The organism is Thermoanaerobacterium sp. CMT5567-10 (assembly GCF_030534315.2).
Classification (GTDB): Bacteria; Bacillota; Thermoanaerobacteria; order Thermoanaerobacterales; family Thermoanaerobacteraceae; genus Thermoanaerobacterium.
The window spans coordinates 303,249-323,509 of record NZ_CP130558.2; the positions used below are offsets into that span (position 1 = coordinate 303,249).

At 32.8% G+C, this 20,261-nt stretch carries 19 protein-coding genes and 1 pseudogene; 1 reads left to right on the plus strand and 19 read right to left on the minus strand.

Features of this window, described 5'->3' with window-relative positions; translation table 11 throughout:
- Positions 1 to 17 precede the first annotated feature (17 nt).
- The 15 genes and pseudogenes from ppdK to rpsU form a co-directional block, all read right to left on the minus strand.
- Positions 18 to 2,648, minus strand: a complete 2,631-nt coding sequence (gene ppdK, locus Q2T46_RS01670) for a pyruvate, phosphate dikinase (protein WP_303264539.1) — start codon at positions 2,646 to 2,648, stop codon at positions 18 to 20.
- Positions 2,649 to 3,464 carry a pyruvate, water dikinase regulatory protein gene (locus Q2T46_RS01675; protein ID WP_303264538.1) on the minus strand — a complete coding sequence of 272 codons (816 nt, stop codon included), beginning with the start codon at positions 3,462 to 3,464 and terminating at the stop codon, positions 2,649 to 2,651.
- A 196-nt stretch (positions 3,465 to 3,660) separates the two neighbouring features.
- A complete protein-coding gene (locus Q2T46_RS01680) occupies positions 3,661 to 5,049 on the minus strand; it encodes a glycine--tRNA ligase (protein ID WP_303264537.1) in 1,389 nt (462 codons plus the stop codon).
- A 134-nt stretch (positions 5,050 to 5,183) separates the two neighbouring features.
- Positions 5,184 to 5,585 carry a DUF4342 domain-containing protein gene (locus Q2T46_RS01685; RefSeq protein ID WP_303264536.1) on the minus strand — a complete coding sequence of 134 codons (402 nt, stop codon included), beginning with the start codon at positions 5,583 to 5,585 and terminating at the stop codon, positions 5,184 to 5,186.
- Positions 5,586 to 5,597: 12 nt separating this feature from the next.
- Positions 5,598 to 6,344, minus strand: coding sequence for a DNA repair protein RecO (recO, locus tag Q2T46_RS01690; RefSeq protein ID WP_303264535.1), 747 nt, complete (start codon positions 6,342 to 6,344; stop codon positions 5,598 to 5,600).
- Between the two features lie 126 nt (positions 6,345 to 6,470).
- Positions 6,471 to 7,124, minus strand: coding sequence for a deoxyribose-phosphate aldolase (deoC, locus tag Q2T46_RS01695; RefSeq protein WP_303265831.1), 654 nt, complete (start codon positions 7,122 to 7,124; stop codon positions 6,471 to 6,473).
- A 38-nt stretch (positions 7,125 to 7,162) separates the two neighbouring features.
- Positions 7,163 to 8,062 (minus strand): GTPase Era, encoded by a 900-nt coding sequence (gene era / locus Q2T46_RS01700; protein WP_303264534.1) that lies wholly within the window; start codon positions 8,060 to 8,062, stop codon positions 7,163 to 7,165.
- 19 nt (positions 8,063 to 8,081) lie between these two features.
- A complete protein-coding gene (locus Q2T46_RS01705; RefSeq protein ID WP_303264533.1) occupies positions 8,082 to 8,780 on the minus strand; it encodes a diacylglycerol kinase in 699 nt (232 codons plus the stop codon).
- A 7-nt stretch (positions 8,781 to 8,787) separates the two neighbouring features.
- The gene (ybeY, locus tag Q2T46_RS01710) at positions 8,788 to 9,276 is read right to left on the minus strand and encodes an rRNA maturation RNase YbeY (protein WP_303264532.1); all 489 of its coding nucleotides are present in this window, start codon (positions 9,274 to 9,276) and stop codon (positions 8,788 to 8,790) included.
- On the minus strand, positions 9,273 to 11,333 hold the full coding sequence (locus Q2T46_RS01715; RefSeq protein ID WP_303264531.1) for an HD family phosphohydrolase: 2,061 nt from the start codon (positions 11,331 to 11,333) through the stop codon (positions 9,273 to 9,275). Before Q2T46_RS01715 ends, ybeY begins: the two co-directional genes overlap by 4 nt.
- 5 nt (positions 11,334 to 11,338) lie before the next feature.
- Positions 11,339 to 12,337, minus strand: coding sequence for a PhoH family protein (locus tag Q2T46_RS01720; RefSeq protein WP_303264530.1), 999 nt, complete (start codon positions 12,335 to 12,337; stop codon positions 11,339 to 11,341).
- Positions 12,318 to 13,523, minus strand: coding sequence for a sporulation protein YqfD (gene yqfD / locus Q2T46_RS01725; RefSeq protein ID WP_303264529.1), 1,206 nt, complete (start codon positions 13,521 to 13,523; stop codon positions 12,318 to 12,320). Before yqfD ends, Q2T46_RS01720 begins: the two co-directional genes overlap by 20 nt.
- Before the next feature lie 103 nt (positions 13,524 to 13,626).
- Positions 13,627 to 13,899, minus strand: a complete 273-nt coding sequence (gene yqfC / locus Q2T46_RS01730; protein ID WP_303264528.1) for a sporulation protein YqfC — start codon at positions 13,897 to 13,899, stop codon at positions 13,627 to 13,629.
- A 168-nt stretch (positions 13,900 to 14,067) separates the two neighbouring features.
- Positions 14,068 to 14,497: pseudogene (locus Q2T46_RS01735) on the minus strand (GatB/YqeY domain-containing protein).
- Between the two features lie 12 nt (positions 14,498 to 14,509).
- Positions 14,510 to 14,695 (minus strand): 30S ribosomal protein S21, encoded by a 186-nt coding sequence (gene rpsU, locus Q2T46_RS01740; protein WP_013297679.1) that lies wholly within the window; start codon positions 14,693 to 14,695, stop codon positions 14,510 to 14,512.
- Between the two features lie 294 nt (positions 14,696 to 14,989).
- On the opposite strand from rpsU, the gene Q2T46_RS01745 reads away from it, so the two are divergent.
- Complete coding sequence (locus Q2T46_RS01745; RefSeq protein WP_303263384.1) at positions 14,990 to 16,702, plus strand: IS1634 family transposase; 1,713 nt, start codon at positions 14,990 to 14,992, stop codon at positions 16,700 to 16,702.
- Between the two features lie 131 nt (positions 16,703 to 16,833).
- On the opposite strand, the gene Q2T46_RS01750 is transcribed toward Q2T46_RS01745, so the two are convergent.
- Genes Q2T46_RS01750 through prmA form a run of 4 tightly spaced genes read right to left on the minus strand, consistent with a single transcriptional unit; the run spans position 16,834 to position 20,253 of the window.
- Positions 16,834 to 17,178, minus strand: a complete 345-nt coding sequence (locus tag Q2T46_RS01750; RefSeq protein ID WP_209454435.1) for a histidine triad nucleotide-binding protein — start codon at positions 17,176 to 17,178, stop codon at positions 16,834 to 16,836.
- Complete coding sequence (gene mtaB / locus Q2T46_RS01755; RefSeq protein WP_303264527.1) at positions 17,171 to 18,550, minus strand: tRNA (N(6)-L-threonylcarbamoyladenosine(37)-C(2))-methylthiotransferase MtaB; 1,380 nt, start codon at positions 18,548 to 18,550, stop codon at positions 17,171 to 17,173. The genes Q2T46_RS01750 and mtaB overlap by 8 nt, the downstream gene beginning before the upstream one ends.
- A gap of 35 nt (positions 18,551 to 18,585) precedes the next feature.
- Entirely contained in the window at positions 18,586 to 19,323 is a 738-nt protein-coding gene (locus Q2T46_RS01760; RefSeq protein WP_303264526.1) for a 16S rRNA (uracil(1498)-N(3))-methyltransferase, read from the minus strand.
- A gap of 6 nt (positions 19,324 to 19,329) precedes the next feature.
- Complete coding sequence (prmA, locus tag Q2T46_RS01765) at positions 19,330 to 20,253, minus strand: 50S ribosomal protein L11 methyltransferase (RefSeq protein WP_303264525.1); 924 nt, start codon at positions 20,251 to 20,253, stop codon at positions 19,330 to 19,332.
- Between the last annotated feature and the right edge of the window lie 8 nt (positions 20,254 to 20,261).

The window sequence follows — 20,261 nt, forward strand, 5'->3', positions numbered from 1 at the left end:
ACACTTTTCTAAGTTATTTATTTTTCATCCTTTATTGCAGCTTGTGCAGCAGCAAGTCTTGCAATAGGCACTCTGAAAGGTGAGCATGATACATAGTCAAGACCTGCTTTATGGCAGAATTCAATTGACGATGGATCTCCACCATGTTCTCCGCATATACCTACACTTAAATCAGGTCTCGTTTGTCTACCTAATTTTGTACCCATTTCAACAAGCTTGCCTACACCATTTTGATCAAGCTTTGCAAAAGGATCAAACTCGTATATCTTTTTGTCATAGTATGATTCTAAGAATTTACCAGCATCATCTCTTGAGAATGCAAATGTAAGCTGTGTCAAGTCATTTGTACCAAATGAGAAGAATTCAGCTTCTTTTGCAATTTCATCTGCTGTAAGAGCAGCTCTTGGAACTTCAATCATTGTTCCAACTTGGTACTTAAGATTAGCATTCTTCTCTTTCAATACTTCATCGGCAGTTTTTACTATAAACTCTTTTACATATTTCATTTCTTTTACATCGCCTATAAGAGGTATCATTATCTGTGGCTCAATACTAATGCCAAGTTTATTTGATACGTTTATTGCTGCTTCAATTATAGCCCTTGTCTGCATCTCAGCTATTTCAGGGTACTTAACAGCAAGTCTACATCCTCTAAAACCAAGCATTGGGTTAAATTCTTTCAGGCTTTCTACAGTCGCTTTAAGGTCCTCAAATGTCATTCCCATTTCATCAGCCAATGCTTTTATGTCATCATCTTCATGTGGTAAGAATTCATGTAGTGGTGGATCAAGAAGACGTATTGTAACAGGATGTTCTCCCATAGCCTCAAACAATCCTTCAAAGTCAGACCTTTGCATAGGAAGAAGTTTATTCAAGGCATTTCTTCTTTGCTCCTCGGTCTTTGATACTATCATTTCCCTCATAGCAGGTATTCTATCTTCAGCAAAGAACATATGCTCTGTTCTGCAAAGGCCTATTCCTTCGGCGCCAAAGTTTACTGCAACTTTTGCATCTCTTGGAATATCGGCATTTGCTTTAACTTTTAATTTTCTATATTTATCTGCCCAACTCATCAGAGTTGCAAAGTTACCTGTCAAAGAAGGCGGAACAGTCTTTATTTCTCCTAAATATACATTGCCGGTGCTTCCATCAATTGATATGTAATCTCCCTCTTTAACTATAATATCACCGATCTTCATTATCTTTTGATTTTCATCTATCAAAGCTGCACTACAACCAGCTACACAGCATGTTCCCATTCCTCTAGCAACAACAGCAGCATGGGATGTCATACCACCGCGGCCTGTTAAAATACCTTGTGCGGCAGCCATACCTTCAATATCCTCAGGTGATGTCTCCATTCTAACAAGAACTACTTTCTCTCCTCTACCTTTTGCAGCTTCAACTGCATCATCTGCTGTAAAATATACCTTTCCTGCAGCTGCACCTGGTGATGCTGGTAAGCCTTTTGCAATTGGTTTTGCTGCTTTTAGTGCTTCTGCGTCAAACATTGGATGCAATAACTGATCAAGCTGTTTTGGATCGACCCTCAATACTGCTTCTTTTTCATCAATTAATCCTTCATTTACCAAATCTATTGCGACTTTCAATGCTGCTTGAGCAGTTCTCTTTCCATTCCTAGTTTGAAGCATGTAAAGCTTTGATCTTTCTATAGTAAACTCAATATCTTGCATATCTCTGTAGTGATTTTCTAACTTGTTTGCAATTTCTGTAAACTGATTGTACACTTCAGGCATTATGTCTTTTAAAGTAGAAATTGGCTGTGGCGTTCTTATACCTGCAACAACATCTTCGCCTTGAGCATTCATTAAGAACTCACCAAACAAGGCTTTTTCACCAGTAGCAGGATTTCTTGTAAATGCAACACCTGTACCTGAGTCATTTCCCATATTGCCGAATACCATTGTCTGGACATTTACAGCAGTGCCCCAATCGCCAGGTATGTCATTTAACCTTCTGTATACAATAGCTCTTGGATTATCCCATGATCTAAATACGGCTTTAACAGCTTCGAGTAGCTGAACCTTTGGATCTTGCGGGAATTCAACGCCCATCTCTTGCTTATACAGTTCTTTATACCTCTTTACAACTTCTTTTAAGTTTTCTGCAGTTAGATCTGTATCGTATTTTGCTCCGTTTTCTTCTTTTACAGCATCAAGGATTGCTTCAAATTTATTTTTATCAATGCCCATAACAACGTCAGAGAACATTTGAATAAATCTTCTATAGCTATCATAAGCAAATCTCTCGTTATTTGTAGCTTCAGCGAGTCCTATAACTGTATCATCATTTAATCCAAGATTTAAGATCGTATCCATCATTCCAGGCATAGAAACTCTTGCACCTGAACGCACTGAAACCAATAGCGGATTTTTCTTATCACCAAACTTTTTGTTATTTATTTGCTCTAGAATAGCCATGTTTTTGTATATTTCTTCTACTATTTCATCTGATATTTTTTTGCCATCTTCATAATATTTAGTACAAGCTTCTGTTGTTACCGTAAATCCTTGTGGCACAGGCAAACCTAGGTTTGTCATTTCTGCAAGGTTTGCTCCTTTTCCACCAAGTAGATTTCTCATTGATGCATTACCTTCGCTGAATAAATAGACATACTTCTTTGCCATTTATAGTCCTCCTTTATTAATTTTATTTAATATTATACTTGCCGTTTCTTCAACAGCCTTATTTGTTACATCTATAACTGTACAATCTAACTTCTCCATCACCTCCTTAGCATAATTGAGCTCTTTAATTATTCTATCTTTAGCAGCATAAACTGCTGTAGAATCTAGCCCTAATGATTTAAGCCTTTCTTTTCGTATTTCTACCAAATTATCGATGTTTATCATAAGTCCAAATATTTTATTGTGATCTATCTCAAATAACTCCCTCGGTGGATCTACTTCAGGTACAAGTGGAAAATTAGCAGCCTTAATGTATTTATGTGCAAGATACATACATAACGGTGTCTTTGAAGTCCTGGATACACCTAATATCACAACATCAGCCAGTAATATACCATTTATATCTTTCCCATCATCATGTTTTACCGCAAATTCAATTGCATCCATCTTTCTAAAGTAATCTTCATCCAATTTCCTTTTAGGAAAAAACAACTCTGAAGGCGGTATGCCAGTAGTGCCTTCTATAGCATCCATAATCGGTCCCATCACATCTACTATGCGTAAATTATATTGTCTAGCTTTATTGAGCAAATGTCTTTTTAACTCATCAACTACCATCGTATGTATTATAAGACTATTTTTGTTATTTGATGCATCAATAGCTATTTCATCGATTTGATTTTTATCACCAACATAAGGAAACTTTTTCATCTGATTTATATTGGTGCCAAATCTAGAAGCAGCTATTGCAGCAACATGTTCTGCCGTATCTATGCTGGAGTCTGAAACAAGATAAATAGCAACACTCTCATCCACAATATTTTAGCCTCCTAAACATTAGGTGATACTATATCAGTCACGTGGGACAATTTCACTCCCATATAAGCAACAATTTTCAGCTTAACGTTTTCTAAACACTTACACTACCATTTTAAATTAGAATTAATTACAATTATGTTCAATAATATTATAGCATAAATTATAAAAAAAAACAGGCAATAGCCCGATTTTTTTATAATTTTAATTTTGATTCTAAATATGGCTTAACTTCATTTATCTTAATCCTTATTTGCTGCATTGTATCTCTATCTCTTATTGTTACCGACTCATCATTTAAGGAATCAAAATCATACGTTATGCAATAAGGTGTGCCTATTTCATCTTGCCGCCTGTATCTTTTCCCTATACTTCCTGTCTCATCATAGTCAACCACAAAATCTTTCCTCAGTTCATCATACAATTTATACGCATTTTCTCCTAACTTTTTAGAAAGAGGCAAAACTGCTGCTTTTATTGGTGCAAGCATAGGATGCAATTTCAAAACAACTCTTATATCATTTTCCTCAACTTCTTCTTCATTGTATGCATCTATCAAAAATGCCAAAGCTACTCTGTCAGCACCTACAGACGGTTCAATACAATACGGTATGTACTTTTCATTTGTTACAGGATCAAAATATGTTAAATCTGCTCCTGAATGTTCCATGTGACGTCTAAGATCAAAATCAGTCCTGTCAGCTATTCCCCACAATTCTCCCCACCCAAATGGAAATCTGTATTCTATGTCTGTAGTAGCATTACTGTAATGGGAAAGCTCTTCCTTACTGTGATCTCTGAATCTTAAATTTTCTTTCCTTAATCCTAAATTTAAGAGCCAATTCATGCAAAATTCTTTCCAGTATTTAAACCACTCCATGTCTTCACCAGGCTTGCAGAAAAATTCCAATTCCATCTGTTCAAATTCTCTCGTCCTAAATGTAAAATTTCCAGGAGTGATTTCATTTCTAAAAGACTTGCCAATTTGCCCAATCCCAAAAGGGATTTTCTTTCTTGTTGTTCTTAACACATTTTTAAAATTTACAAATATTCCTTGCGCCGTTTCTGGTCTTAAATATATCTCTGATTTAGAATCTTCTGTGACACCCTGAAATGTTTTAAACATCAAATTAAATTTTCTTATATCGGTAAAATTATGTACACCACAAACAGGACAAGGTACATTATTATCATCAATGAATTTTTTTAATTTTTCATCAGACCAACCATCAACAATAGCTTCTTGTCCTTGTTTTTTCAAATAATCTTCAACAAGTTTATCAGCACGAAATCTAGATTTACACTCTTTGCAGTCCATCAATGGATCACTAAATCCACCTACGTGCCCTGATGCTACCCATGTTTCAGGATTCATCAATATAGCACAATCAATACCTACATTGTATTGACTTTCCTGTATAAATTTTGACCACCAAACTTTTTTCACATTATTTTTAAATTCAACTCCTAGTGGCCCATAATCCCATGTATTTGCTAATCCTCCATAAATTTCAGATCCTGGAAATATAAAACCTCGATTTTTTGCAAGAGATACTATTTTATCCATAGTTACTTCAAAAGCCATACACAAACACTCCTTCTTATGTATAAACAAGACCCTTTTTCCTACACGGCAAAAAGGGTCAATGCTCAATATATTTTAGAATATCAAATAGTTTAAATTATGTCAATATAATAAACAACAAATTTAATCTCATTTCATTCCTTTTCTTCTTTTAAAACTGTAATCTCTTTATTTGGTCTCTCTATCTCAATAGTGCAATTAGTAAAAAATGCCAGTGCTGCTCCTACTATTGTAAGCTGAGGAACTATAATAGCTGATATAGCACCTGCTGTAACCGGAATTTCTAGTATAACATTGTCATCTTTTTTGATCCTGATTTTTGTCACATTTCCCTTTTTAACTATTTCCTTTACTTTATCAACGACTTCGAAACCAGCAACAGATATGCTTTCTGTCCAATTTTTCTTATTTTCCTCTAGATAAATAAGAGCATCGACAACATCACCATTGCTTTTCTCTAACGCTTTCTTCGCCTCTTTATAACTAACTCCTGTCCTTGCAACAATCTGATCAATCTTCTCAAGATCATTTTCCACCTTTATCACCTCCTACATGTTTTTTATCTTATCCAAAAAATTCTTTGACTGAAATATTTTGTCAAAATGGATATCCATATATTTAGTCATCAGTCTGTCTAGTTCATCTACAGTCGCTTTTTGTACCACCATTTTCCCTATATCGTTGAAACCATATTTAAGCAAAAATCTTAATATATTTAGTGTATCACTTTTCAAATAGAATATATCATCTGCCGTGCTTTTGCAATTATTGCATAAAATACCGCCTTTAGCCGGTGAAAAATACATAAGCTTCTCTTTTTTTCCACAAGATACGCAATGATCAACTTCAGGCATATAACCCATAAATGTCACAAATTTCAAGTTAAATAAAATTGCAAGTAAATCGTCATTGACGGAACCTTTCTCAAGCAACAACAAAGAATATTTCAAAAGATTATAGACATTTATATTTCTTTCCTCTTCTTCAAGCAATTTATAAACAACATCAGCAAAATATGATGCATAAGAGAACTTCAAAATGTCATCATCTATCTTTAAAAAAGAATGAATTAATTCCCATTGATCAATATAATAATAATTTCGACCTTGAAATAAAACATAATATCCAATAGAAAACGGGTGAGAAGACCCTAAAAATCTACTTTTAGAATTCCTTGCACCTTTGGCTATCGCCTGTATCTTTCCATTTGTTTTTGTAAAAAGTGTAACAACTTTATCTGACTCGCCAATAAGTCTGCTTTTCAAAACAATAGATTCAGTCTTTATAAACTTCATACTAATTTATCCTTTTTAAACTTATTATTCTCTATGGAAATACGTTCATAATCTTTGTAAATCATAAAATATTCAATATTACCTGTTCTTTTAAAAAGGTTCCAAATCAGATGTAAGATCATACTCTTACCATCCCTTTACAATTTGTATACCTGAACTTGTACCTATCCTATTAGCACCTGCCTTGACAATTTCTCTTGCAAATTCTGCAGTCCTTATACCTCCTGATGCCTTAACACCAAAATTTTCACCTACGGTTTTTCTCATAAGTTCTACATCATGTACGGTAGCACCGCCGCTGCCAAACCCAGTTGATGTTTTTACAAAATCAGCTCCTGCATCCACTGTAATTTTACAAGCCTTTATTTTTTCTTCATCAGAAAGATAACACGTTTCTAATATGACTTTTACGATTATATCTCCAAATGATTTAGCAGCATGCGTTACAGCTTCTATTTCATTCTTTACATAATCATAGTCTCCAACTTTAAGTTTGCCGATATTCAAAACCATGTCTATCTCATGCGCACCATTCGAAATAGCTCCTTTTGTTTCAAAAACTTTTGTTTCGACAGTATTAGCCCCTAAAGGAAAACCAATTACCGTACATACCTTTACATTACTGTTTTTCAATATATCAGCAACATATTTTACATGACACGGATTTACACAAACAGACGCAAAACCATGTTCAATAGCTTCTTCTGCTAATTTTTTAATTTGTATATCTGTTGCATCCGCTTTCAAGAGTGTATGATCAATCATTTTTGCAATGTCCATCATAATTCCACCTTTCATACCTATACTAACATTTATCATCATCTTTTGTCAATCACATAGCCGAAACTTCTCAATATACTAATATTATCTCTCCAACCTTTTTTAACTTTCACCCACAAATCTAAATATATTTTTTGTCCAAATAGACTTTCCAGCTCAGTTCTGGCACTGCTTCCAATCTTCCTTAACATCTGCCCGTTTTTACCTATAATGATAGCTTTATGAGACTCTTTTTCGCAAAATATAAAAGCTTCAATGTCCAGAATATCTTTATCTTCACGAACTTTCATTGAATTAACTTCTACATATACTCCATGTGGCACTTCATCTTCCAAATAATTCAGTATTTTCTCCCTAATTATTTCGGATATTAAAAACTTTTCTGGCCTATCTGTTATATAGTCACCAGGAAAATATTGAGGCCCCTCGGGCATATATGATACTATTGTGTGTTTCAATAAATCTATATTTTTATTTTTTAAAGCAGATATTGGCAAGATATCTTTAAAATTATACTCTGCCTTAAAAATTTCGATAGTTTTATCAACAGTTTCATGCGGAACCGTATCAATCTTATTGATTACAAGAATAACTGGTGTATCAACTGATATTAAGTGCTCAATTATATATTTATCACCAGGTCCAACCTCAACATCCGGTTCTATCATATAAATTATTAAATCAACCTCTGATAACGTCTTTTTCACAGATTCAATCATGATTTCGCTTAATTTATGTTTCGGCTTATGTATACCTGGTGTATCAATGAAGACTACTTGATAATCTTCACCTGTCAATATACCTTGAATTGTATTCCTAGTAGTTTGTGGTTTGTCAGAAGTTATAGCTACTTTTTCCTCCAATAAAGCGTTTAATAAAGTAGATTTACCAACATTCGTTCTACCTATTAATGCAGCAAATCCTGATTTAAATACCATATCATCACCTCAAATATTTTTATTTGACTATCTGAAAAAATAATACTGTTATAAGTATACCAATAATTGATCCCACGATTACTTGAAATGTAGAATGTATATTTCCCTCTACTCTACTCTGTGCTACCATAAATGCCATTATAAAACTTATAGTCGATAAAAGTATATTTTTAGATATAAACGTTGACACAGTAGCAAGGCAAAAAGCAATTGCACTATGTCCGCTAGGTAAACCACCTCGTAATGGTGTTCCCTTTCCAAAATAGGCTTTTAAAATTATTGTTACTATCATTACTACTATAAGTGTTATAAATGTCACATGAGCAGGAGAATTTCTAAGCTTTGTAAGCAAAATATTCGTCCATGGGTTTAATCTATTAAAAAAAAGCAAATACGCAACAAATATTGCATTTAAAGCAGATATTAATACTGCACCTGCAGCAATATCTTTAGCAATTTTGGCCAAAACATGGTATTCATCAGTTATTAAATCCACAATAGTTTCGACTGCTGTATTAATCATTTCAGCCATCAAAACAAGCGATATTGTAACAATTATTGCAATCATCTCAAGTTTGCTAAAATTATAAAAGAGGCTCAAAATTAAAACTAATATTGCTGCAGTAAAATGTATCTTCATGTTTTTTTCAGTTTTAAATGTATATATTATTCCTTCTATGGCATAATTAAAGCTATCTATTAACTTTTTAATCTTCAAAAATATATCACCTTTCTATTTTTAAACGTCTCATAACTTCATCTTCTTTTTCTCTCATTATCTTTCTATCTTCATCTGTCTCATGATCATACCCCATTAGATGGAACATGCTGTGAGCTGTAAGATATGCTACCTCCCTAATGAAAGAATGCCCATACTCTTCCGCTTGTTGTTTTGCCCTCTCAAGTGAAATCACTATGTCTCCAATTGGCTCAGGGCCTATTGCATCATCTTCATCATTATTTTCTTCGTCAATATCGGAGTATATTTCTTCAAATTCAACCAGAGGAAACGACAATACATCTGTTTCTCTATCAACATTTCTATAATATTTATTTAATTTGTGAATCTCTTCGTTGTCGACAAATGATACGCTTACCTCCACATCATCTACAATGCCTTCAACTTCTAAAGCTGTTTTAACAACATCTTCTACAATTTTATCTAATCCATCAATATCAACTTTATCCTGCCTATTATCAATCAAAATATTCATTGTAACACCTCTGCTTTATTATTTTCTATTTCAGGATACTCTATCCTATGATGATATATCCCATTCAAAGAAGTCAAAAAAGACTTAGCTAAAACTTTAATATCTTTTAATGTTAAATTGCTTTTGTCCAGCTGTCCATCTTTTAACCTGTCATCAATTATTTTATTAATCATAGTTTCAATTTCGTCATCTGTCGGTTCACGAAGGGATCTTACTGATGCTTCAATAGAATCTGCCAGCATTAAAATTGCAGATTCTTTCGTTTGCGGCTTAGGACCAGGATACCTAAAAGAGTCTTCTTCACACAAGTCATCAGCTTTTAATGCTTTGCTGTAAAAATACTTTACAAGGGATGTCCCATGATGTTCTCGTATTAAGTTAATAATATCCTCAGGTAATTTATACTTTTTAGCCAGTTCTACACCATCTTTCACATGTGACGTAATCACCAATGTACTTAAATCTGGAGATATTTTATCATGAAGATTTTCATCAGTAAATTGATTTTCTTTGAAAAAATAAGGTCTTTTTACTTTCCCTATATCATGATAATATGCACCTACTCTTGTTAAAAGACTGTTAGCACCAATCGCATCAGAACCAGCCTCTGCTAAATTAGCAACAATTATACTATGATGATACGTACCAGGAGCGTCCATCATCAATTTTTTCAATAAAGGATTGTTGGGATTTGAAAGTTCAAGTAATTTTAGAGGTGTTATTATATCAAATCCTGCTTCCCAAAATGGAAGCAATCCAATAGCAAGAATCACGCTAAAAGCACCACTAATAATTCCCCACAAACTGCTTTCTAGAACAGATATAATATTATTACTATTTATCAAACCTACACCTAATATAGATAATGTATTAACAGCACTTACGTAGATACCTGCTTTGACAAAATCAATTCTTTGTTTAGAATTTACCATTTTTATAGCTCCAATGGTACCCCCAAATATGGACATGATAAAAAATGCTTGATTAAAATTCAACATCATTCCACCAATAATTGAAAAAAAGGTATTTAGCATTATACCAATAAATGGATCTAATATTACAGATACAGATAATGCTAACATTTCAGAAGGTATCAATAATGGATTTATATTTTTTAATGCAATAACAATAAAATAATATATAATTCCCAACAAATAAAGTATTTGAATATATGCGTTCTTTTCTTTCACTTTTTTATTGAGCCTATTTATATAGTATATAGTGATAAACAGAGACAACAATAATAGCATAATAATCCCAGAAAGCATAGCTATATCTATCCTGCTGTTATTCTTTAACAGCCCCAAAGCCTTTAAAACCCGAATTTGGTCGCTTGTAACGACTTCCCCACTTACAATGATGTTTTGTCCTTTTTTGTAAACAACTGGCTCTACTTTTTCAGCAGCTTCTTTCCTAGCAAGTTCTGTCTCGCTTGCATTATATATCATGTTAGGAGAAATCACCGATGATATTATAGTGTAAACTATCGGTTTCAAATCCTGACTTAAATCCGAATTGTCAACAACACTCTTTACACTACTTAGTGCTCCAGATAAAGCATCATCAGTTATCTGTCTCGACATTGTAGCCTTTTCAGTAGAAATCGCCAATGATTCAGCAGTAATTATAGTATTATCTTCCGCAGATAGCAAAACTTTAAGTGATTGTTCATCTAGTTTAATTGGAAGCGTTTCTTTTAATGTATTTAGTTTTTCATCAGGTTGTGCATTAGATTTTCTTATATTCCTTAATTTGTTAAAAAAGTCGGTTAGTTTCACATACGACTCTTGTGCAACATTTTCATCATAATCATATTTTGGATTAACACTATTGATTGCTTCTTGAATCTTTTTCTGTGTTGCCAAATTATCAACTATATCCTTAGGTGCTTTAATATCTATCTGGGCAACATCTCCTGCTTTAATATCAAACTTTGGTGGAGCTATGGCTGTGTAAAATAAAAAAATTGTTATAACTAGGTATATCAATGTAATGTATATTAAATATGCCTTTTGACTTAACAGTATTTTTTTTATCGGCATGTCCTTAATTAACATCTAAATTAATCCTCCCACGAGCTTTTTTCTTCTGTACTTCCATCGCTTTCTTTAGACTTTTCATAAGATTCATATGCCTTTACTATTTTCGCAACAAGAGGATGTCTTATGACATCTTGTTCTTTTAATAAAACAAATTCTATGCCTTCTATTCCATTCAATATCTCTATAACATCCTTTAGTCCCGATCTTTTTCCCTTAGGCAGATCTACCTGAGTTATATCGCCAGTTATAACAGCCTTAGAACCAAAGCCAATTCTTGTAAGAAACATTTTCATTTGCTCTGGAGTAGTATTTTGTGCTTCATCAAGTATAATAAATGAATCATCTAAAGTCCGTCCCCTCATGTAAGCAAGTGGCGCTACCTCTATTAAGCCCTTCTCCATATACTTTTGAAATGTTTCAGCTCCCAATATATCATACAGGGCATCGTACAGCGGTCTTAAGTATGGATCAACTTTTTCTTGCAAATCACCAGGCAAAAATCCAAGCCGTTCTCCTGCTTCTACAGCAGGTCTAGTTAAAATTATACGCCCTATTTCTTTGTTCTTTAAAGAGGTAACAGCCATAGCCATAGCCAGATATGTTTTACCTGTACCTGCTGGACCAATTCCGAAAACTATCTCATTATCCCTTATGGCATTCACATATCTCTTTTGACCATACGTCTTACATCTAATCTGTTTCCCTCTAGATGTTATGCAAACAATGTCAGATAAGATGGATTTTAGCTTTTCTTCCTCTCCCATGTTAACTAATCTCATAGCGTATAATACATTTTGAGCCGTTATTATCTCACCGCTATTAATAATGTCAATGAGTTCACTAAACACTTTTTCTGCACCATCAACGTTACTATCTTCACCACTAATTTTAATCATATCGTCGCGAACTACAATTTTTACATCCATTCCTTCTTCTATCAATTTTATATTTTCGTCAAATTTTCCAAAAAGATTTGCTGCTTGCTCTATATTATTAATATCAATTGTTACTTCTTTCAATTTTTACCTCCGTATTATAATTGATATTCTCTTGAGTCCCTATATCCTCTATCACTTCTACTACAACGTCAGCCCGTAATACATTAGCATTTACCATAGTAATCTTTTCTTGTTTGCTTACTATTTTAGCATCTTTCCCAAAAGCCGGTTTTATATTTTCCAACGCTTTATCAATTGCTAATTTTTTTGCTTCATCTTTCGTCAGTCTCTTTTCAACCAGCACAGTCTCATAATACGTCTCACTTGTTATCTTTATAGGCGAATAGCTTGATGTTATTAATTTTACTTTTTTATCATAATTTTTAAAATCAATCTTACTAGGCGATAAAGTTAAATTACTATTCCCCATTGATATTTTTGTTACAGTGATTTTTTTCCCGGTTCTTTCGTATTTTTGTTGTATTAAACTTACATCTGCATAACCTTCATACCAAGTCCTTGCCAATACTGTACCCATTGAATGTACAAATCGTGTATCAGTATTTGGTCTTTCAACTATGCCGGATACTAATACATCTCCTGTTTTTACAGTATCTCCAACTTTTTTAACAGCATCTCCTTCTAATACTGTCATCTTATATATTATACCATCTTTTTTAGCTATTATATTACACGGTACATTCTCCTGTAAAATCGCTGGTGGTGTAGTTTTTTCTACAACTTTCACAATAGCTTTTGTTCCCTTTATATCGATCCCTATCCAAGCTATATCTTTTTCATCGATTAAAAATTCTTGCTGTATCTTTAGTATATCAATAGCTGACTTAGAAACACCAGGCTTAAGACCTAACTTATCGAGTTCTGATATTATGGAACTTTCATCTACATTTTTCGGATTTACAATCTCTACAGACCAAATAAACGTTGAAAAAATATATGCCAGTATAATACATGACAATGCACCTATTACAAGCATTTTTCGTCTTCGCAAATATAAAATAATAAACGGAAGACCCCTTTTTTCGACAATATATACTCTGCAATTAGTTACTTTTGTATATGGCAATAGCAACTTAAAACCTTTTAAGCTAATCTTTGCAACTATAGTAGTATGGTCTGTCCTTTTTACATCCCACACATATATGTTTTTCGATATAACAATATTTAAAAATCTTTCAATTGATAAACCTTCAATTCTTATAATAGCATACCCGTATAAAAAATTCCACAATTTTATCGCTAGCAAATAAATACCTCCTTCTGGGAAATTGAGATAACTCGTAATATTCACTAGAATGGCTAAAAACACTGCATGATTTTTTAACATTTTTGTACAAAACTTTGCATCTTTATATAATTATTTCTATGTTGATTATCTTCCCAGTGATTACTAGGATTTCTGTCATAACTGAGTTTATAATCATGTTCTTGCCAGATATTCTAATCATTCCTATTGTTGAATTAATTCTTATTCTTTCTGGTATATACTCTATTATGCCTCTATGATTTTCAACTGTTATTTGCGTATTACCTATTACGGTTATCTTAGGAAGGTTCAGTAACACATCTTTCGGAAAGTCAACTAAATTTAAAATTCCTTCTTTTATTGTGTTTGACTTCATGGTAAAGCCCCCCTCCCGTTAAATTTTATGAATTATCAAGTAAAAACATTCTCCTCAGGATTTTAATATAAAAATAAAAAAAGCATGGATCTTTGTGTCCCATGCTTTACATTATACATTTAGATTAAAAACAAAAAACTTGATACTTTAATGTACCAAGTTTTTTTCTCACTGCAAATGCTGTGAAACTATAGTTTTAACTTTATTGCCATCAGCTTTGCCTTTTACAAGAGGCATTACTTTGCTCATAACTCTTCCTATGTCGTTTTTATTTGAAGCACCAATCTCATCTATAACGCCTCTAACAATTTCATCAATCTCATCGTCAGACAACTGTTGAGGCATATATTCAAGCATTATTTCAATTTCACGGTTAGCTTTATCAACCAAATCCTGCCTTCCACCTTTTTCATATTCGGGCAGAACTTCTTTCCCTTGAAATTACATTAATGACCCCATCATCATCAAGTACTTTCCCAGTATCCTTTTCAACTTGCAATATTGAAGATCTAACCATACTTAATATATTTTTTCTGAATGTGTCTTTTGCTTTCATTGCATCAACCATATCTTTGTATATCTGCTCTTTAAGAGCCATAAATACACTTCCTTACTTGCCAAATTTGTACTTTCTTTTTCTAGCTGCTTCTGATTTCTTTTTGCGTTTTACACTTGGGCTCTCATAATGTTCCCTTTTTCTTAACTCAGAAAGCACGCCACTTCTCGAGCATTGACGTTTAAATCTTCTCAATGCATTATCAAGGGACTCATTTTCTCCAACTCGAACTTCTGACACTATAATCTCCCTCCCTCCGGATAAATTGCCGAATGTAGACTGCGTATATTGCTACGATTATTATTGGGATATCTTAATATATTATAATCCTAAAACCAATTTGTGTCAATGTTTACCCTGGAGGCCATGTCACCCTAGTTTTGCAGCAAAATTTTATGTAGCGTAACCCGGAACCAGCAATTTTACTAACGATTCCGGGTAAAATTTTTTTAAATTTTTGTCATATTTTGGTTGCGGATTATTATGGATTGTGGTATAATATAGTTATATTGAATTTTATTGGGGGAGTTTAATGTGTATTTAAAGAAAAGCAAACGTAGTTCCGGAAGAATATACTTATCTATTGCAGATGGATATCGCGATAAAGAAAGAGGGCATACAAGGACTGTTACTATTAAATCCCTTGGATACCTCGATGAACTTCAAAAACAATACGATGATCCTATCGCTTTTTTTGAACAAAAGGTTAAAGAATTGAATGAACAAAAAGCCATGAAAAAGGCTCCAATTGCTCTTAATTTTTCTCCTAATGAAAGACTTTTGGTTAATACGGATAACCGTAAAAACTTTGGCTATGCTGCATTTAGTAAGATTTATCATGAGCTTGAATTGGATAAATTTTTGAAAAACAGGCAGCGTCATTCAAAAGAAGAGTATGATGCTAATGCTATTATGAAACTTCTCGTATTTTCACGCTTATTGTATCCTGCTTCAAAGAAAAAGACTTATGAGAATAGAGATATATTCTTTGAGAGGTCTGATTTTTCTTTGGATGATATCTACAGATGTTTATCTTTTTTCAATAAGCATAGTGATGCTTTGCAACTTTGGGTTCATGAGCATATTAAGTCTTTATATGAACGAAATACTAATCTAGTTTATTACGATGTTACCAATTATTATTTTGAAATTGATGAACAAGATGAATTGCGTAAAAAAGGCGTTTCTAAAGAACATAGACCAGATCCAATTGTGCAGATGGGATTATTTATGGACACCAATGGTATACCTATTACATATAAACTTTTTCCTGGTAATGCTCTAGATAAAACTACACTTATGCCTATGTTAAGGAAAATACAACATGATTATTCTTTGGGAAGAATTATTGTAGTTGCTGATAAAGGCATCATTACTGGCGATAACATTTGGTATACTTTATCTGCTGGTAATGGTTATGTATTTAGCTATTCTGTTCGTTGTGCGGATAAGGAATTTAAGAAATATGTCCTTGACGAAAATGGATATACATACAGAGGAGATAGCTTCAAGATAAAATCCAGACTTTATCCAAGAGAAATATTAGTAACCACCACTAAAGGCAAAAAAATGAAAAAGGTAGTTGATGAAAAACAGGTTATTTTCTATAGTGAAGAGTATGCCTTAAAAGCAAAATATGAACGAGCTGCTACAATAGAGAAAGCAAAAGACCTAATTAAAAATCCAGCAAAATACAATAAAGCTACATCTTACGGTGCTTCCAAATATGTAAAGAATCTCATTTTTGATGAAGAAACTGGCGAAATATTAGAAAGTGCTCATCAACACTTAGCATTTGATGAGGAAAAACTAAAAGAAGAAGAAAGATTTGATGGATACTATGCAATAGTTACTAGCGAATACAAAGAATCTGATGATAAAATTATTGAAATGTACCGTGGCCTTTGGAAAATAGAAGAATCTTTTAAAATAACTAAAAGTGATATCGAAAGCAGACCGGTGTATTTATCACTAAAAGAGCATATTGATGCTCATTTTCTGATATGCTTTATATCACTTGTAATTGTGAGGATACTTGAATATAGATTAAATGGAAAATATTCTGTTTCAGCTATACTTGAGAGTCTAGCAAAAGCATCCTGCAGTTACATACAAGAAAATTATTACCTGTTTGATTTTAATAATGATGTTCTTGAAGATATAGGTAAAGAATTAGGTATTGATTTTGGGAAAAAGATTATGACATTAGGAGAGATTAAAAAAATTTTAGGAGAAGTAAAAAAATGACATTTCCACTACAACTTATTGACAAAAACAGAAAGCCCGAAAGCCTTCATTTTAAAGGGCTTATGGGCTTTTTTTATCCTTTTTTGCTGCAAAAGTCAGGTTATAATCCTAAAACCAATTTGTGTCAATGTTTACCCTGGAGGCCATGTCATAAATCTTCCACCTAGAAGATGAAAATGTATATGATGAACTGTTTGTCCACCATCATCGCCACAATTTGACACTATCCTGTATCCTTTTTTATCAATGCCATATTGACTGGCAAGCTTTTTAGCAACTAAATAAACATGTCCTACCAAATCTTTGTTATCTTCATTAATCTCTAGCGGCGATTCTATGTGCTCTTTCGGCACTATAAGCAAGTGAACCGGCGCTTGTGGATTAATGTCAGGAAAGGCGACTACATATTCATCTTCATAAACTATTTTTGAATCTATCTCTTTTTTTATGATTTTGCAAAATATGCAATCACTCATTATTTTCACCTCCTTCAACCATTTTACCAATTACAAAATCTCTTTTTGTTTCAATTAATTTAACCGGTAATATATTGTTTTTGATTTTTAAATCTGACTTAACTGCAACTCTTATATAATTGTCGGTAAGTCCTTCAACATATCCTTCAAAATCTTTGACATTTTGCTCAAATAATACATTTAAAGTAGTACCAATAAACTTTTTGTAAAATTTTATTTCATTTTCTTCAGAGAGTTTTATTAGTAATTTGCTTCTTTCTTCCTTAACCGAATTTTTAACTTGATCAGGATAGTTTGCCGCTTTTGTCCCTGCCCGTCTCGAATATTTAAAAACATGCATTTTACTGAATTCTATAGCTTTTACAAAATTAAAGGTCTCGTTAAATTCTTCGTCAGTTTCACCAGGAAATCCTACCATGACATCTGTAGTTATTGCAACATCTTTAATATGTTTCCTTATTCTGTCTATTATTTCACTGTATTCTCTTGTCGTATATTTTCGCCCCATTCTCTTCAGCGTACTATCTGAGCCACTTTGAAGCGATACGTGATAATGTCTACAAAATTTTGGTAAATGTGCCACCTCTTTAATAAAATCTTCCGTTAAAAACGTCGGTTCTATGGAACTCATTCTTATCCTTTCAATTCCATCGACTTCATGAATCATTTTTATTATATCAAGCAAATTTATATTTTCCAAGTCTTTTCCGTAAGATGCTACATGTATTCCCGTCAATATCACTTCTTTATATCCATTGTCACGTAATCTTTTTACTTCATCCAAAATATTATCAGGCTTTCTACTTCTTACAGGTCCTCTTGCATATGGTATAATACAATAGGTACAGAATTGATTACAACCATCTTGAATTTTCAAATATGCCCTTGTATGTCCTTCTTGTGCTGATATTTTTAGCTCTTCAAATTTTTTATTGTCAAATATATTTTCTACAGCGTTTATCTTTTCTCTATCACCGCTAACTTTTTCCACTAATTTGACGACTTCGCCTTTATTTTTTGTACCCAAAACGACATTAACTTCCGGTAAATCAAGAACCTCGTTTGATGCTACTTGAGAATAACACCCTACTACAGCAATTATAGAATCCGGATTTATTTTTTTTGCCTTTCTTATCTCCTGTCTTGATTTCATATCTCCTCTGCCAGTTACAGTACATGTATTTATTATATAAACATCTGCATATTCATTAAAGTTTACTACATCATAACCTGAATTTTTAAAAATCTCAACCATAGCTTCTGTCTCATACTGATTGACCTTACACCCTAAAGTAAAAAAGGATACGATTTTTTTGCGGCCATATATATTATAAAACTCTTCATTATTGAAAGCTAAATTTGCTTTTGCCACTTTCAAATATTCCTCCTACCAAAAATAATACAGCTCTATCCCAAATCTCCAAGTTCATATAAGATAATAGAACTAGTAACAATACCTGCAGTTTCTGTCCTCAAGATTCTCGGGCCTAATGTAACAGGTATTGCACCATATTCTATGGCTGCCATTATTTCATTTTCAGAAAATCCTCCTTCAGGTCCTATAAATACACAAATATTTTTTGCGTCAAAATTATTCTTTAAAACATCTTTTAATCTCATATTAGTCTCTTTTTCGTAAGGTATTAAACATAAGTCAAATTCGTTCAGACTTTCTAATGCATCTTTAAAAACCACAGGCATTAAAACATCGGGCACTATAGATCTGCCCGATTGCTTTGATGCTTCCAGAGAAATTTTCTTCCACCTGTTGATTTTGTTGTATATATTTTTTTCTTTTATTTTTATTGTAGAAAATTCAGTCTCAACAGGTACAATCTTTTTGATGCCAATCTCAGTACATTTCTGAATAATCAAATCCATCTTATCAGATTTTGGAAGGCCTTGGTACAATGTAATGTTAATTGGGCTTTCTACAACTTGATTATACTCTTCAATTATTTTTAATATAACAGAGGAATTCTCAATATCAATAACGGAAACAACGTATTGATTCTTTCCATCGGAAATTATCAATTTCGTTCCAATCTTAAATCTTAAAACATTTATTATATGATGTGCATCGTCACCATTTATTCTTGCAATCCCATCTTTTATATCTTCATTTTTTACAAAAAATTTCCTCACAGCAAATCACTTTTTCTTAGATAATATAGCAATCCATTCACCATCTTCTTTTATATCAATTATATCAAAATATTTTGAAATAGCATCTAAAACATCGTCTTTCCTGTCTTTTATTATACCGCTAGATATGAATATTCCATTTTCATCAAGTTTTTCATAAATATCGTAAGTAGCTTTGATAATTATATCAGCTATTATATTTGCCACTATTAAATCAGCTTTCCCAGTTAATTCATGTAAAAGATCACTTTTAAGGACCTCAACATTATTTAAATCGTTCAATTTGACATTTAAAGTTGCCACTTTTATAGCTACATCATCAAGATCTACTGCATAAACTTTTTTTGCGCCTAGTTTTGAACTTACAATCGACAAAATACCTGTGCCACATCCAACATCAAATACTACATCGTTAGGTTTTACATTATCTTCGAGAAATTCTATACACATCTTTGTCGTTTCGTGGCTACCTGTACCAAATGCCATGCCTGGATCTAGTTCAACAACTATTTCATTTTCTTCTGGCTTATAATCTTCCCATGTTGGTTTTATGACAACGCGTTTCCCTATTTTAAAAGGTTTATAATACTTTTTCCAACTGTTAGCCCAATCATCGTCATCGACTTCCGATGTTTCAAATGTAAAATCACCTATGTCTAAATTATATTCCTTTAGCCCCATTATCCTGTCTTTTATAATGCTAACTTTGTCTATTGTATTTGGCATTAATGGAAAATAAGCTGAAATAACAACCTTATCACTGTTTACAATCATATCAGGATCAACATAATCCCACTCACTGTCATTTAGCATTTTTAAATCATTAGGATCTTCAATAACGACACCACCAGCACCAACCTCATGCATAATATTCGTTATAGCCTCTTCTGCTTCAACTGAAGTTGTAACTTTTACCTCAAGCCATTTCAATCATATCA

Coding starts and splice junctions, on each gene's coding strand:
- ppdK (WP_303264539.1), bottom strand. CDS start 2,648: ATGGCAAAGAAGTATGTCTATTTATTCAGCGAAGGTAATGCATCAATG.
- Q2T46_RS01680 (WP_303264537.1), bottom strand. CDS start 5,049: ATGGCTTTTGAAGTAACTATGGATAAAATAGTATCTCTTGCAAAAAAT.
- recO (WP_303264535.1), bottom strand. CDS start 6,344: ATGAAGTTTATAAAGACTGAATCTATTGTTTTGAAAAGCAGACTTATT.
- deoC (WP_303265831.1), bottom strand. CDS start 7,124: ATGGACATTGCAAAAATGATTGATCATACACTCTTGAAAGCGGATGCA.
- era (WP_303264534.1), bottom strand. CDS start 8,062: ATGGTATTTAAATCAGGATTTGCTGCATTAATAGGTAGAACGAATGTT.
- ybeY (WP_303264532.1), bottom strand. CDS start 9,276: ATGAATATTTTGATTGATAATAGGCAGGATAAAGTTGATATTGATGGA.
- Q2T46_RS01715 (WP_303264531.1), bottom strand. CDS start 11,333: ATGTTAATTAAGGACATGCCGATAAAAAAAATACTGTTAAGTCAAAAG.
- yqfC (WP_303264528.1), bottom strand. CDS start 13,899: ATGAAGTCAAACACAATAAAAGAAGGAATTTTAAATTTAGTTGACTTT.
- Q2T46_RS01750 (WP_209454435.1), bottom strand. CDS start 17,178: ATGAGTGATTGCATATTTTGCAAAATCATAAAAAAAGAGATAGATTCA.